Origin of the sequence: Roseibium sp. (genome assembly GCF_965276855.1) — a bacterium.
GTDB lineage: Bacteria > Pseudomonadota > Alphaproteobacteria > Rhizobiales > Stappiaceae > Roseibium.
The window spans coordinates 3,561,457-3,575,017 of the sequence record NZ_OZ255700.1; the positions used below are offsets into that span (position 1 = coordinate 3,561,457).

11 protein-coding genes are annotated in these 13,561 nt (G+C 57.7%); 7 read left to right on the top strand and 4 right to left on the bottom strand.

Annotated features, from left to right (window positions below):
- Nucleotides 1-100: 100 nt before the first annotated feature.
- Nucleotides 101-1,528 (bottom strand): uracil-xanthine permease family protein, encoded by a 1,428-nt coding sequence (locus tag ACQY4Z_RS16485; RefSeq protein WP_428523018.1) that lies wholly within the window; start codon nucleotides 1,526-1,528, stop codon nucleotides 101-103.
- Between the two features lie 178 nt (nucleotides 1,529-1,706).
- Here ACQY4Z_RS16485 and ACQY4Z_RS16490 point away from each other — a divergent pair, with 178 nt between their 5' ends.
- Both ACQY4Z_RS16490 and uraH read left to right on the top strand, forming a co-directional pair.
- Nucleotides 1,707-1,850 carry a hypothetical protein gene (locus ACQY4Z_RS16490; RefSeq protein ID WP_428523020.1) on the top strand — a complete coding sequence of 48 codons (144 nt, stop codon included), beginning with the start codon at nucleotides 1,707-1,709 and terminating at the stop codon, nucleotides 1,848-1,850.
- A 179-nt stretch (nucleotides 1,851-2,029) separates the two neighbouring features.
- Nucleotides 2,030-2,383, top strand: a complete 354-nt coding sequence (uraH, locus tag ACQY4Z_RS16495) for a hydroxyisourate hydrolase (RefSeq protein ID WP_428523022.1) — start codon at nucleotides 2,030-2,032, stop codon at nucleotides 2,381-2,383.
- Between the two features lie 59 nt (nucleotides 2,384-2,442).
- On the opposite strand, the gene ACQY4Z_RS16500 is transcribed toward uraH, so the two are convergent.
- Nucleotides 2,443-3,360, bottom strand: a complete 918-nt coding sequence (locus ACQY4Z_RS16500; RefSeq protein ID WP_428523024.1) for a LysR substrate-binding domain-containing protein — start codon at nucleotides 3,358-3,360, stop codon at nucleotides 2,443-2,445.
- 201 nt (nucleotides 3,361-3,561) lie between these two features.
- On the opposite strand from ACQY4Z_RS16500, the gene xdhA reads away from it, so the two are divergent.
- The 5 genes from xdhA to guaD all read left to right on the top strand — a co-directional run bounded on the left by xdhA (nucleotide 3,562) and on the right by guaD (nucleotide 11,307).
- Nucleotides 3,562-5,025: a xanthine dehydrogenase small subunit gene (xdhA, locus tag ACQY4Z_RS16505; protein ID WP_428523026.1), complete on the top strand. Its 1,464-nt coding sequence runs from the start codon at nucleotides 3,562-3,564 to the stop codon at nucleotides 5,023-5,025.
- A 13-nt stretch (nucleotides 5,026-5,038) separates the two neighbouring features.
- Nucleotides 5,039-7,381, top strand: coding sequence for a xanthine dehydrogenase molybdopterin binding subunit (xdhB, locus tag ACQY4Z_RS16510; RefSeq protein ID WP_428523028.1), 2,343 nt, complete (start codon nucleotides 5,039-5,041; stop codon nucleotides 7,379-7,381).
- Between the two features lie 4 nt (nucleotides 7,382-7,385).
- The gene (gene xdhC, locus ACQY4Z_RS16515; RefSeq protein ID WP_428523030.1) at nucleotides 7,386-8,240 is read left to right on the top strand and encodes a xanthine dehydrogenase accessory protein XdhC; all 855 of its coding nucleotides are present in this window, start codon (nucleotides 7,386-7,388) and stop codon (nucleotides 8,238-8,240) included.
- A 65-nt stretch (nucleotides 8,241-8,305) separates the two neighbouring features.
- Nucleotides 8,306-9,889: a xanthine/uracil/vitamin C permease gene (locus tag ACQY4Z_RS16520; RefSeq protein WP_428523032.1), complete on the top strand. Its 1,584-nt coding sequence runs from the start codon at nucleotides 8,306-8,308 to the stop codon at nucleotides 9,887-9,889.
- A 68-nt stretch (nucleotides 9,890-9,957) separates the two neighbouring features.
- Entirely contained in the window at nucleotides 9,958-11,307 is a 1,350-nt protein-coding gene (guaD, locus tag ACQY4Z_RS16525) for a guanine deaminase (RefSeq protein ID WP_428523034.1), read from the top strand.
- 106 nt (nucleotides 11,308-11,413) lie between these two features.
- Here guaD and ACQY4Z_RS16530 read toward each other — a convergent pair whose 3' ends face one another.
- Nucleotides 11,414-12,439, bottom strand: coding sequence for a trans-3-hydroxy-L-proline dehydratase (locus ACQY4Z_RS16530; protein WP_428523036.1), 1,026 nt, complete (start codon nucleotides 12,437-12,439; stop codon nucleotides 11,414-11,416).
- A 9-nt stretch (nucleotides 12,440-12,448) separates the two neighbouring features.
- Nucleotides 12,449-13,552 carry a cis-3-hydroxy-L-proline dehydratase gene (locus tag ACQY4Z_RS16535; RefSeq protein WP_428523038.1) on the bottom strand — a complete coding sequence of 368 codons (1,104 nt, stop codon included), beginning with the start codon at nucleotides 13,550-13,552 and terminating at the stop codon, nucleotides 12,449-12,451.
- Nucleotides 13,553-13,561: the final 9 nt, after the last annotated feature.

Consider the following 13,561-nt stretch of genomic DNA (forward strand, 5'->3'; position numbering starts at 1 on the left):
TGATCACAAGGGCAGCCGAATTTACTGAGATACTGAGTGCCAAAAAGAAAAGGGCCGCAGAAGCGGCCCAATCGATTTCGTGGGTTCTTACGCACTCGGATTACTCCGCCGGCAGAGAACCTTTGCCATGGCCGGCCATGCCGCCGGAAACTTCTTCGGTCGCTTCTTCGGACAGTTCATCTGGAAGGATCAGATTAAGGACAATGGCGATCGCTGCTGCGGGTAGAAGCCCCGTTGTCAGCAAGATCCGGGCTGTATCCGGCATATGCTGCAGCGCGCCCGGTTCCAGCTTAAGACCCAGTCCAATTGTCAGTGCAATCGCGAAGATTACCATATTGCGGCGATTCCAGTTTACATCTGAGAGCATTGAGACACCCGCAGCGACAACCATTCCGAACATGACGATAACGCCGCCGCCAAGAACCTCAATCGGGACTGTGCGGATCAAACCGCCGACCTTCGGCACCAGCCCGCAGATGATCAGGAAAATGGCGCCGCATGTTACGACATGCCGGCTCATGACACCGGTCATGGCGATCAGGCCGACGTTCTGGCTGAAGGATGTGTTCGGAAACCCGCCGAACAAGCCGGCGACGGTGCTGCCCAGACCATCGGCGTAGGTCGCACCGGAAATTTCCTTGTCCGTTGCGTCGCGGCCTGCACCGCCTTTTGTAATCCCGGTGACGTCGCCTACGGTTTCGATTGCCGAAACAAAGCCCATGAGACAGAAGCCGATGACCGCAGCTGCAGAGATTTCAAACCCGTATTTGAAAGGTTGCGGCAGGGCGAATGCGCTGGCATTTGACCAGGAAGACGCAATGGTGTCCACAGTCAGCATCCCGGTCATCAGGGCATAAATGTAACCTGCAATCAGGCCCAGCAGCACTGCAGAAACCGACAACATACCTCTGGCATAGAACTTGAGCCCAAGGGTGACGAAGATGACCACCAGCGCCGCAGACCAGTTGAGCAAAGACCCGTATTCCGGAGTGCCGATGGCCGGTACACCGCCGGCGGCATATTGGATCCCGACCTTTACCAGCGACAGACCGATCATCGTAACGACCAATCCTGTGACAAGCGGCGGCAGGGCAAAGCGGATTTTGCCGATAAACATACCCAGTACCGCATGGAACATGCCGCCGATGATGACCCCGCCAAAGACGGCGGCGAGCCCGTCAACGCCTTTGCCGGCGACAAGCGGGATCATGATCGGCAGGAAGGCAAAGGATGTGCCTTGTACAATTGGCAGCCCTGCGCCGACCGGACCCAAGGTAATGGTCTGGAGCAGTGTCGCCACGCCGGCAAACAGCATCGACATCTGGATCAGATAGAGAAGCTCGGGAAAATCAGGTGAATTCGACCCAAAACCGAACCCGGCGGCTCCCGCCACGATGATCGCGGGGGTGACGTTTGAAACAAACATGGCCAGGACGTGTTGGATCCCGAGCGGAATTGCCTTTGCCAAAGGCGGAGTATAGTTGGGATCGCGCAATTGCTCCGGCGATCCGATCGATGTGTTACTCATGGTTTCTCCTCTGAAGGTCGATTGGATGTCCCTGTCTCGTTTGATGGACCGGGATCATCCTTTTTGTGAATCTCAAACCAGTTCTGGTGTTATCCCCACGGATGTGACTGCCAGCCCTCTCGGCACGGCAGGTTTTGAAAAGGTGAGCAGCCTGCTTCGCGCATAGCGTGAGAGAACCGTGCGCAGGTCTTTTCTGGTCGTTGCAGTGAAGGTCGATGGGGACAGCACGCTGCAAGGCGTTGATCTACTTGCACCCGCAGGATCGGAGCCGGTTGCCGGATTATCGGCGACCGGAGCCTGTAGTTTCCGTCCGGAAAAGTGATCCGGGGATCCAGGCATGTTCTCTGACCCGTCTAACAATTGCTATTATTTTTCTTATAAAGCAAAATAATCTTCTGACTTTCTTGTAAAATCAGAAGGTGCTTTTGGATATCGGCTGGTGCAAAACAAGGCCTGTGCTCAGCATGATTGGCGGCAACAATGATTATTCAGGAGAGCCTTATGGCCGGATATCTAACCACCCATGTTCTCGACACCGCCCAAGGCTGTCCCGGCAAGGGGATCAAGATCGACCTTTACCGGATCTCCGGTGACAGCCGTATTTTCGTTCGTAGCCTCGTGACGAATAGTGATGGCAGGACAGACAGCCACATACTTCCGGCCGATGAATTCGAAACCGGCACTTATGAACTCGAGTTTCATGTGGGCGCATATTTCGATGAAGCTGGAACATCCCTGCCGGACCCAAAGTTCTTGGACGTCGTCCCGTTGCGCTTCGGCATGTCGGAGGAAGCGCATTATCACGTCCCGCTCCTCGTCTCGCCATTTAGCTATTCGACTTACCGCGGGAGCTGATTGACCGGATATTGTTTTCAGCTTTGAGGAAGCCAGAGGCAGGGGACCTGCCTCTGGTTTTATTCTGCTGCTGTGGCGCGATCGCTGAGATCGGCATGCTTGATAACAAAGTCGACAAAGTGCCGGATTTTGGGATCCTGCAAACGGCGGTGCGGATAAAGGCAGCCGAAAATTGTCGGCGGTGGTGGCGTGTCGGACAAGATCTCCACGAGATCTCCCCTCCGCAAGTGCTCGGCAACATCGAACCGGGGTTTGTTGACGATGCCGTATCCGCTGAGGGCCCAATCCGTCAGGACGTCGCTGTGATCGGCGTCGAACTTTCCGGAGACTTGCAGTTTTCGCGGTCCTTCTTTGGTCTCCAGAACCCAAAAATATTCCGGGGAATGCGGATAGCGCAGCAAAAGGCAGTTGTGTGCGCCGTTCAAAAGATCATCCGGTGATTGGGGTGTACCGTGCTTTTCGAGATATCCTGGAGCAGCGCATAGAACGCGCGGACAATCGGCGATCTTCCGCAGTTTCAAGTTGGAATCTTCAGGCGTGCCAATAAAGAAAGCAACGTCCAAACCGTCCGACATGATGTCGACTTTACGGTCGGATAAACGCATGTGAACTTCTGTTGCTGGAAACTGTTCAACAAATTTGGGCACAAGCGGCGAGATGATCCGGCGTCCTGCACCGAGCGGCGCTGTGACCCGTAAAACACCCCGCGGCATATCGGAGAAACTCGCAACCGCCGCCTCTGCATCATTTATGGATTCCAGAGCTTTGACAGCATGTTCGTAGAAAACCTTGCCGACTTCTGTCGGCGTCAGGGACCGGGTCGTTCTGTTGAACAACCGGGCACCAAGATGCTTCTCCAACTCCTTGATCCGCTTGCTGGCAACAGCTGGTGTCATCCGCAAATCCCGGCCGCCCGCTGTTATGCTGCCGAGCTCAACCACCCGCGTGAAGACCCGCAGGCTTTCCAGATAGGCCATCAGCAGTCCTCCCTCGTTCAGCTGTGTCCGGTCGCGATCATTCTTCCGAACCGCACCATTGGTCCAATGGCGTGGTTCTAGCCCGATTATCGCACAGGCATTTTCAATGGATTGTTGAAAGAATTTCCGGTTTAGCCAGATTTTTTAGAGGCGAACGCGGCCGTACGGTCCATGGCGAGATGAGAGCTTGCCGAGGACGCAATGAACCACCGCAATGAAATCCGGTTTCTTCTGAACGGCCGTAACGTCGCCATCAAGGATGTTGAAGCCGACGCGACCCTACTCGATTTTCTGCGTCTGAATCGCCGGCTGACGGGAACCAAGGAAGGTTGCGCGGAAGGCGATTGTGGCGCATGCACGGTTCTGGTCGGCAGACTGCAAGATGGGCAGTTGATCTACGAGACCGTCAATGCCTGCATCCGCTTCATGGCGTCGCTTAACGGTTGTCACGTGGTTTCCATCGAGCATCTGCGCGGCGAAAACGGCCAATTGCATCCAATCCAACAGGCCATGGTCGACTATCACGGCAGCCAGTGCGGCTTCTGCACACCGGGCTTTGTGATGTCCCTTTATGCGCTGTGGATGGGAAATCCGGAGCCCACGGAAGCAGAGGTTGAAACCGCGATCCAGGGGAACCTCTGTCGCTGTACCGGTTATCAGCCGATCATCGCCGCTGCCATGGCTGCCAATCGGTATGGCACACCGGCGAATGATTTTCTGACAAAAGAACGCGAGGCAATTACGGATCGGCTCACAGCCTTGCGGGATGGCCGCAGGGTGGTTTGCGGGCCGGAAGATAACCGTGCCGTTGTTCCTTCTAGCGTTGACGATCTCGCTGACGTCCTTGCTGAAATTCCCCAGGCGACGATTGTAGCTGGTTCAACGGATGTCGGGCTGTGGGTCACCAAGTTCATGCGCCCCATAGGCCCGGCTGTCTTCATTGCACACCTTGAAGAGCTCAAGTCCATCATGGTGACTGAGAACGCTCTGCAGATCGGGGCAGGTGTGACATACACCGAAGCGCAGGAGAGCTTCTGCAAGGATTTCCCGCATCTTGAAGCTTACTGGGACCGGATTGCCGGTCAGCAAGTCCGCAATATGGGAACGATTGGTGGCAACATTGCCAATGGGTCACCGATCGGGGATATGCCGCCAGTCCTGATTGCACTTGGGGCTGAGGTTAAGCTGCGCAAAGGTAGCGTTACACGCTGGTTGCCGCTGGAAGACTTCTTCATCGAATACGGCAAGCAGGATCGTGCACCAGGTGAGTTTGTCGAAAGCATCTCGATCCCGCGTGCATCTGAACTTCAGCGTCACGGCGCCTACAAGATCTCCAAGCGACGCGACGAGGATATTTCTTCTGTCGCGGCCGGGATCAGTGTGACGGTGGAAAGCGGTGTGATTACCGAATGCCGGCTGGCGTTTGGCGGCATGGCCGGTACTCCGAAACGCGCAGCTGCGGCGGAAGCCGCGCTGACCGGTCAGCCATGGGGACGAGCCGCTTTCACAGCCGCAGGCAAGGCGCTTGAGGCCGATTTCCAGCCGCTGTCCGATTGGCGGGCGTCCGCCGAATACCGGATCACCGTCGCTCGCAATCTCTTGCAGCGCTTCTTCCTTGCCCATGACGATCAGTCTGCCGAAGCGGCCGATCTTCTGTCCGCTTGATGACGAGAGTTCCATGAAACACGACACAATCACCAAAGCGACCCAAACCGTCAGCGGCACAGTTCACACCAACCGGCACCATGACAGCGCGGAAAAGCATGTCACGGGCCGCGCCGAATACTGTGATGACATCGGCGAGCCGCAGGGGACATTGCATGCCTATTTGGGCGTCTCTTCGGTTGCGCATGGCATGATCAAATCCATGGACTTTTCGGCTGTGTTGGCGGCTCCCGGCGTGGTCGGGGTCCTGACGGCAGACGACATTCCGGGCGTGAACGACATCAGCCCGACGGGCCTAAAAGACGAGCCGGTTTTCCCGACGGAAAAAACCGAATTCCACGGCCAGCCCCTCTTTGCAGTCGTTGCCGAAAGCCGGAACGCAGCGCGCCGGGCAGCAGAGCTGGCCAAGATCGAATACGAAATCTTGCCGCATGCGCTTGATCCGTTGGAAGCGCAGGAAGCAGGCCACCCGTTTGTAACATCACCGCTCAAATTGGAGCGCGGTGAAATCGAACAAGGTTTTTCTGGCGCAGACCACCGGATCAAGGGTCAGATCAAGATCGGCGGCCAGGATCACATGTATCTGGAGGGGCATATCGCCTTCGCCATTCCGGGAGAAGATGACGATGTTGTCGTGCATTGCTCGACCCAGCACCCGAGCGAGGCCCAGCACATGGTCGCGCATGTTCTTGGCGTGCCCTCCAATGCGGTAACAGTGAACGTCCGGCGCATGGGCGGCGGGTTCGGTGGCAAGGAAAGCCAGATGAACCTCTTTGCCGCTGTTGCCGCGGTCGCGGCCAAGAAATGGAATTGCCCGGTCAAAATCCGGCCCGACCGGGATCAGGATATGACCGCGACTGGCAAGCGCCACGACTTCGTGGTCGATTATGATGTCGCGTTCGATGAGTGCGGCCGCATCCAGGCCGTCGACGGTGTTTTTGCCGCGCGCTGCGGCTACTCGGCGGACCTGTCAGGTCCGGTCACCGACCGCGCGCTGTTTCATGCCGACAATGCCTATTTCTTTCCGCATGTCCGCTTGCGCAGCCGTCCGATGAAAACCAATACGGTTTCGAACACGGCGTTCCGCGGCTTTGGCGGTCCACAAGGCGTTGTCGCAGCAGAACGGATGATTGAGGAAATCGCCTACGCGCTTGGCAGGGATCCTCTGGAAGTCCGCAAGGCGAATTTTTATGGAGCGGCTGGGGATGGGCGGACACTCACGCCGTATCATCAGGAGGTCGAAGACAACATCCTGCCGCGGCTGATTTCCGAGCTTGAGGAAACGGCTGAATATCAGGCGCGCCGGAACGCAATCCTCGCCTTCAACAAGACCTCAAAAGTTATCAAGAAGGGGATCGCCCTGACGCCGGTTAAGTTCGGCATCTCCTTCACTGCCACCTGGTACAATCAGGCCGGCGCGCTGATCCACATCTACAATGACGGCTCGATCCACCTGAACCACGGTGGAACGGAAATGGGCCAGGGGCTCAATACCAAGGTCGCGCAGGTGGTGGCCGATGCCTTGCAAGTCGATTTTGAGCGCATCAAGATCACAAAGACCACCACTGAAAAAGTTCCCAATACCTCTGCGACGGCTGCGTCCTCCGGGACTGATCTCAACGGAATGGCGGCCCTCGATGCGGCTGAGCAGCTCAAAGCGCGGTTGACCGACTTTGCCGCTGAACATTGGTCCGTCGAGCCAGAGGCGGTCATCTTCCGCAACAACATGGTGCAGGTCGGTCAAGACGTCGTATCCTTCAGCGCCCTGGTTCGCAAAGCCTATATGGCCCGCGTGCACTTGTCGGCTGCCGGGTTCTACAAGACACCGAAGATCCATTGGGACCGCGCGGCCGGCAAGGGACGTCCGTTCTATTACTACGCCTATGGCGCCTCCTGCTCGGAAGTCTCCATCGATACGCTGACCGGGGAATACCGGGTGGAGCGGTCCGACATCTTGCATGATGTCGGCCGGTCTCTGAACCCTGTCCTCGACAAGGGGCAGGTAGAAGGTGCGTTCATTCAGGGAATGGGCTGGCTCACGACCGAGGAGCTGTGGTGGGACAAAGTCGGGCGCCTGCGCACCCATGCGCCGTCCACTTACAAGATCCCACTGGCTTCCGACCGGCCGCGTGTTTTCAACGTCAATCTGGCCGACTGGTCCGAGAACCGGGAACTGACCATCAAACGGTCCAAGGCTGTTGGCGAGCCGCCGTTCATGCTCGGCGTGTCCGTGTTTGAAGCTCTATCGATGGCGGTCGCCAGCGTTACCGATTACCGGGAATGCCCGCGTCTCGATGCGCCCGCCACCCCGGAACGGGTTTTGCTGGCCGTCGAACGGCTGAAAGCAGGGGGTTGATGTCATGACCGCGCTTTCTGCCAATGCGGCCGCGTTTTTTGATGCAGAAAGCGCGATCATTCGCGTCGAGGTGACTGAAGTCCGTGGATCTTCTCCACGGGAAGCAGGAACGGAGATGTTCGTCGGGGCAAAGATGCTCCAGGGGACCATTGGCGGCGGGCGGCTGGAGCAAATTGCGATCGACCGTGGCAGAGAGATGTTGGAGACCCGCCAGCTCTGCGACACGCTGGAAGTGCCGCTTGGGCCGGAAATCGGCCAATGCTGCGGCGGGCATGTTCGCCTTCGTTTGAGCTGGATGAGCCGGGCGGATCGCAAGGAAGCGCTCTACCGGATCCGAAAGGAGAAGACCGGGCAGCCGCACGTTTACATTATGGGTGCGGGGCATGTCGGACGCGCGATCGCTGATCTTCTTCAGCATGCTCCGGTGACATGTGTTTTGGTCGACATGCGCCAGGAGGAGCTGCAGAAGTGTGAGGCCACGGTCGACAAACGGTTGCGCGCACTGCCTGAGGTGGATGTGTTCAACGCGCCGCCCAAAAGCGCCTTCATCGTGCTCACCCACGACCATGGCCTCGACTTTCTTTTGACATCTGCGGCTCTGGAATTGGGGCACGCCGCATACGTTGGAATGATTGGATCGGCCACCAAACGCGCGAAACTGCGCTCCTGGTGTCGGACCCATTGCGACGGCCTGACGATCGACCAGCTGACCTGCCCGATTGGGGCAACAGCCAGTCGGGACAAACGGCCGGAAATTATCGCTGCATTTGTGGCTGCCGAAGTGCTGACCGTCCTGACGACGGTTCAGCACCTCTCGGATAGCGGGGAGGAGGCTGCGCTGCTCGAAGCCGCGCAGTGAACCAATGGGCTTGCCGCGCCTGAGGAGAGGCGAGGTGTGCCTTTTTGACTGAAAGGAGACCCGGTATGCGGGTTGGGAGTTCCGACTACAAACTGTTTTCAAGAGGCGATTTCAGCGCCTTTTGGGCACTGTTCACCGACAACCTTGTCAATCTGATGGTGCTTGCGGGCATCTGTCAGTTCGTCTTTCAAATGCCGGCAGAGATCGTTTATGGCCGGATCATTCCGGGTGCAGCTGTGGCGATTCTTGCCGGAGTTGCGGTCTATGTCCTGTTGGCCCGGCGAGCCGCTGCGGAACACGGACGGGATGTGACGGCTCTGCCCTACGGTATCTCGACACCGGTGATGTTCGTCTATCTCTTCGGCGTGATTGGTCCGATTTACTGGTCGACCAACGACCCGGTTCTCGCCTGGCAGGTTGGTATCGGCGCCGGTTTCCTTGGTGGTATCGTCGCTGCGCTGGGCGCCATCATCGGTCCATGGCTCAAAAAGGTGACACCGCGCGCAGGCATGCTCGGCACCTTGTGCGGCATTGCCCTGGTGTTCATCGGTTCGGTTCCGCTGGCGACGATCTTTGAGAACCCGTTCATCGGCTTCGCGTCGATGATTATCATCCTGTGGGGCCTGGTTGGCCGGTTCCGCCTGCCATTCAATATTCCGGCAGGGTTGTTGGCTCTGATCATCGGAACGGTCGTTGCTCTCTTGATCGGGCAATCCTCGATCAGCTTTGAAGGCGTGGGATTCTATCCGCCGCTGCCTTACTTTGGCGACCTGATTGCTGGGATCCAGCATCTCTTCGCAAACCCGGAACTGTTCCTGGTTCTGGTGCCGGTGCAGATCTACAACTTCATCGAAACGATGAACAACGTGGAAAGCGCGGAAGCAGCCGGGGATCACTATCCGGTCGCAGCCTGTCAGATCACAGATGGCGCTGGCACCATGGTGGGTGCGCTGTTCGGTTCGCCGTTCCCGACCACCGCCTATATTGGACACCCGGCCTACAAGCGGATGGGGGCTCATTCCGGTTACATCATCGGTGTCGGCATTGTCATTCCGCTGGCGGCCATGTTTGGGTTCCTCGCCTTCTTGAGCAATCTGATCCCAGTTGCCGCAGCTGCGCCGGTTCTGGTGTTCGTTGCCCTCAGCCTCATCACCAACACCGCGCATGCCGTCAAGGTTGAGCATATGGCGGCCGTCACGATCGCGATGATGCCGCATGTCTCCGCGTTTCTGGTGGTGAAATGGGGTTCCTTGATGGGCGCGCTGAACGCAACTGGAGCTCAGGATGTTCTGCCGCTGGGCTCGCCGGAGCTGACGGCTGCACTGATGCAACAAGGCGCGCATTACGCTGGGCATTTGGCCCTGAGCCAGGGCGCGATCCTGACTGGACTAATCTGGGGCGCAATCGTTGCAAGCGTCATTGATGGCAAGTTCCGCATTGCTGCTGGTTTTGCCTTTGCAGCCTTCGCGATGGCCTCGCTCGGCGTGATCCATTCGGCGACCTTGCATCTGCCCGAGTTTGGCGCCGTCAGCCTCGGCTATCTGATCGCAGCAGCCTTCCTGGTCATCTATCCGATCTTCCATAAGGAAGAAGCGATTGTGCCGGAAGCAGAAGGACTGCCCCGCCCGCAAGCCGCACCGGGCGAGTAATCCAAACTGAAAAAAACGCCGGGGCAGGCACTCTGCCCCGACATCCAAACCTTCAGAAAGATGTGACCATGCAATCTGATCGCCTGATGCTCCGGGGACGCCTTTTGACGTTTAATGCGGAGCCTTTCGGAGCCGAAGACACGTCCGCCTACGATTACATCGAAGACGGTGCATTGCTGATGGAAAACGGAATGATCCGGGCGAGAGGCGAGTTCAGCGATCTGATCGGCGATGCCAGTGGGGCGGAGATCGTCGACCATCGCCCGCATCTGCTGATGGCCGGGTTTATCGACACCCACATCCATTTTCCGCAGGTTCAGGTGATCGCATCCTGGGGCGCACAGCTGCTCGACTGGCTGAATACATACACCTTCCCGGAAGAGACGCGGTTTTCCGATGATGACCATGCGGCGGCCATGGCCTGCCGGTTTTTCGACCTGCTTACGAACCATGGAACCACCACTGCCGTTGCCTATTGTTCCGTTCACAAGGGCTCTGCGGAAGCCTATTTCGAAGAGGCCGCACAGCGTAACATGCGTGTTATTGGCGGTAAGGTGCTGATGGACCGGAACGCACCTGACGGGCTGCGTGACACACCGCAAAGCGGCTATGATGACACCAAGGATCTGATCGCCAAATGGCACGGCAAGGGGCGGGCGAGCTATGCGATTACGCCCCGGTTTGCGATCACCTCAACGCCGGAGCAAATGGACATGGCGCGGGCCTTGGTGCATGAACATCCGGATTGTTTCGTGCAGACGCATCTGTCTGAGAATAAAAACGAGATTGCCTACACACTGGAGCTTTATCCGGAGGCGCGGGACTATCTCGATATCTATCAGAGATATGGTCTGCTGAGCGACAAGATGTTGCTCGGTCACTCGATCCATCTGGAGCCGCGCGAGGTTGCCGTGATGGCTGAAACCGGATCGCGCCCGGTGTTCTGTCCGACCTCAAACCTCTTTCTTGGCAGTGGTCTCTTCGATGAAGAACGGATGCGCCAGAAGGGGATCGTCAGTGCCATTGCAACAGATATTGGCGCCGGAACCAGTTATTCCATGCTTCAGACGCTGAATGAAGGCTACAAGATCCTGCAGCTGCAAGACCAGAAACTTCATCCACTTCGTGCCTTCCATTGGATAACCCGTGGCAATGCTGTGGCGCTTGGCATGGAAGACAAGATCGGAACCCTGGATGCGGGTACGGAAGCCGATGTGGTCGTGCTGAATTCCAAAGCCACAGATGCGATGGCTCTGCGTATGGAACGTGCATCAAACCTCTCTGAAGAGCTGTTTATCCTGCAAATGCTTGGCGATGATCGCGTCGTTGAGGAGGTCTATGTTGCTGGGCAACCTCAAAAATCCGGGCGCCGAGCAATGGCGATACCTGAGTTTGAACGTGTTCTGGAGCTTGCCTGATCATTCAGGAGGAAAGCTGCTTCGGCGAACTCACTAGTGTTCGCCGGGGCTGCCTTGGTCTCCAAGGAAGGCGATGACCGCTCTCCGCGAATGATTTCTCTGGCGCTTAAGCCCCCCAGGTGTCGCTGAGGCGGTAACCGGTGGGCCAGGGATCATCCGGATCCAGCATGTGCTGGTGGATCCCGGTGATCCATCCGCGGCCGCTGATCTCGGGGAGAATGGCAGCCTTTCCGCCAACCGATGTTTCTTCGGAAATATTTCCCGTGAATGTCGAGCCGATGATGGATGTCGCTTCAAAGGTCTGCCCGGCTTTCATGTGACCGCGGGAATGGAGCAGAGCCATCCGCGCGGATACGGCTGTTCCGGTGGGTGAACGGTCGACTTTGCCCGGTTGAATGGCAACAGCGGACCGAGCCGCAAGGCCTGTTGGGGTTTCCGACAGGCTTCCTGCAAACGCGCAAAAGGAAATGTGGGACCAGTCCGGCATCTTGGGATGCTTGAACCCCAGTTGTTCATTGGCGGCATTGGTGATGCGGACGCCGAGATGGGCGATGTCTTTCGCCTCGCTCTCTGTAATTTCAAATCCGAGTGACGCTGCATCGACAACCACGAAACTGTCGCCGCCAAAGGCCGTATCGACCGTCAACGTGCCAAGTCCCTCGACTTCCAGTGGGACGGACAGCTTGTCGGCAAAGCTGGCAACGTTCCGGACATGGATACGCTCAGCCTTGCCATTTCGGCAGTCGGCCCGCACGCGCACCAGCCCGCCCGGTGCTTCCAGAGTGAGCTCGGTGACCGGCTCTTTCATTTCGATGATGCCGCTGTCCAAAAGGACCGTCGAGACGCAGATCGAATTGGAGCCGGACATGGGGGGCGTATCTTCCGGCTCCATGATGATGAAAGCTGCATCGGCATCCGGATGTTTCGGGGGCACCAGAAGATTAACATGCCGGAAGACACCGCCTCGCGGCTCGTTCAAGACGAAGTTTCGAAGGGTCTGATCCTGCGCGATGAAGCTGCGCTGATCCCAGAGAGTTTCACCAGGGGGCGGCGCGACACCGCCAACAATCACATCTCCGACTTCACCCTCGGCATGGCAGGAAATCACGTGCACGGTTTTCAAGCTGCGCATATGGATACCTCACGAATAGGAGGCGACGGGATCGCCAAGCGCGTCGAAGATCGGTGTGATGCCGAGGCCTGGCCGGTTTGAAGCGGTCATTCGGCCGTTCTCGCGTTTTGGTGCCCCCTCAGCGATATCGACTGTGCCATAGCTGTTGAAGTCGGTCGCGGAGAACGAGAACTCCACTGGCGTCGACCGGGCCAGATGGGCGATCGTCGCCGTGGTGATGTCGCCGCCCCATGTGTCTTCGATGGTCATCGGGATGCCGTGCACAACACACAAATCCCGCATCAGCTTGGCCTTCGTCAGGCCGCCGACCTTCGAAATCTTCAAATTGATGCAATCCATGGTATCTTCGGCGAGGCCGCGGACCAGCATGTTCGGCCCGTCGATGACTTCATCCAGAATGAACGGCAGGGCCGTGCGGCGCCTGATGGACACGCTCTCTTCGTATGTCAGGCAGGGTTGCTCGATATAGACATCCAGCGCAGAGACCGCGCCAACAACACGTGCCGCCTCATGCCGGGTCCAGCCTGTGTTTGCGTCTGCGACCAAAATGTCGGAGGGTTTCAAGACCGCTCGTGTGGCTCGAATGCGCTCGATATCGTCATTGGCGTCGCCGCCGACTTTCAGCTGGAACTTGGTGTAGCCTTCTGCCGCATAGCCTTCGATCTTGGCGGCCATGGTTTCGGGTGCTTCCTGGCTGATCGCCCGGTAGAGCACAACATCGTCCTGCGCTGCGCCACCCAGCAGCGTATAGACCGGTTGGCCGGTTGCCTTGCCCAGGAGATCCCAGCAGGCGATGTCGATTGGCGCTTTTGCGTAAGGATGACCGCGCAAGGCTACGTCCATAACGCGATTGACTTCGCCGATATTGAGTGGATCCAGGCCGATCAGATGCGGTGCCAGCTCCTGGATACCTGAGCGCACGCCAAGGGCATAACTTGGCAGATAGGCTGATCCGAGCGGACAGCATTCCGCATAGCCTTTGAGGCCATCATCGGTCAAAAGCTCAACAACCGTGCTGTCGAAGACATCAATGTAATTGCCGTTCGACCAGCTGTACCGGCCCTCCTTTAGGGGAAGATCCACCTGGTAGACATTGATCGCGGTAATTTTCATGGTGTTCCT

Bases quoted from the DNA above. Each gene is read 5' to 3' on its own strand.
- xdhB (WP_428523028.1), top strand. From the start codon at position 5,039: ATGAAACACGACACAATCACCAAAGCGACCCAAACCGTCAGCGGCACA.
- xdhA (WP_428523026.1), top strand. From the start codon at position 3,562: ATGAACCACCGCAATGAAATCCGGTTTCTTCTGAACGGCCGTAACGTC.
- ACQY4Z_RS16530 (WP_428523036.1), bottom strand. From the start codon at position 12,439: ATGCGCAGCTTGAAAACCGTGCACGTGATTTCCTGCCATGCCGAGGGT.
- ACQY4Z_RS16485 (WP_428523018.1), bottom strand. From the start codon at position 1,528: ATGAGTAACACATCGATCGGATCGCCGGAGCAATTGCGCGATCCCAAC.
- ACQY4Z_RS16500 (WP_428523024.1), bottom strand. From the start codon at position 3,360: ATGGCCTATCTGGAAAGCCTGCGGGTCTTCACGCGGGTGGTTGAGCTC.
- ACQY4Z_RS16535 (WP_428523038.1), bottom strand. From the start codon at position 13,552: ATGAAAATTACCGCGATCAATGTCTACCAGGTGGATCTTCCCCTAAAG.
- xdhC (WP_428523030.1), top strand. From the start codon at position 7,386: ATGACCGCGCTTTCTGCCAATGCGGCCGCGTTTTTTGATGCAGAAAGC.
- ACQY4Z_RS16520 (WP_428523032.1), top strand. From the start codon at position 8,306: ATGCGGGTTGGGAGTTCCGACTACAAACTGTTTTCAAGAGGCGATTTC.
- uraH (WP_428523022.1), top strand. From the start codon at position 2,030: ATGGCCGGATATCTAACCACCCATGTTCTCGACACCGCCCAAGGCTGT.
- guaD (WP_428523034.1), top strand. From the start codon at position 9,958: ATGCAATCTGATCGCCTGATGCTCCGGGGACGCCTTTTGACGTTTAAT.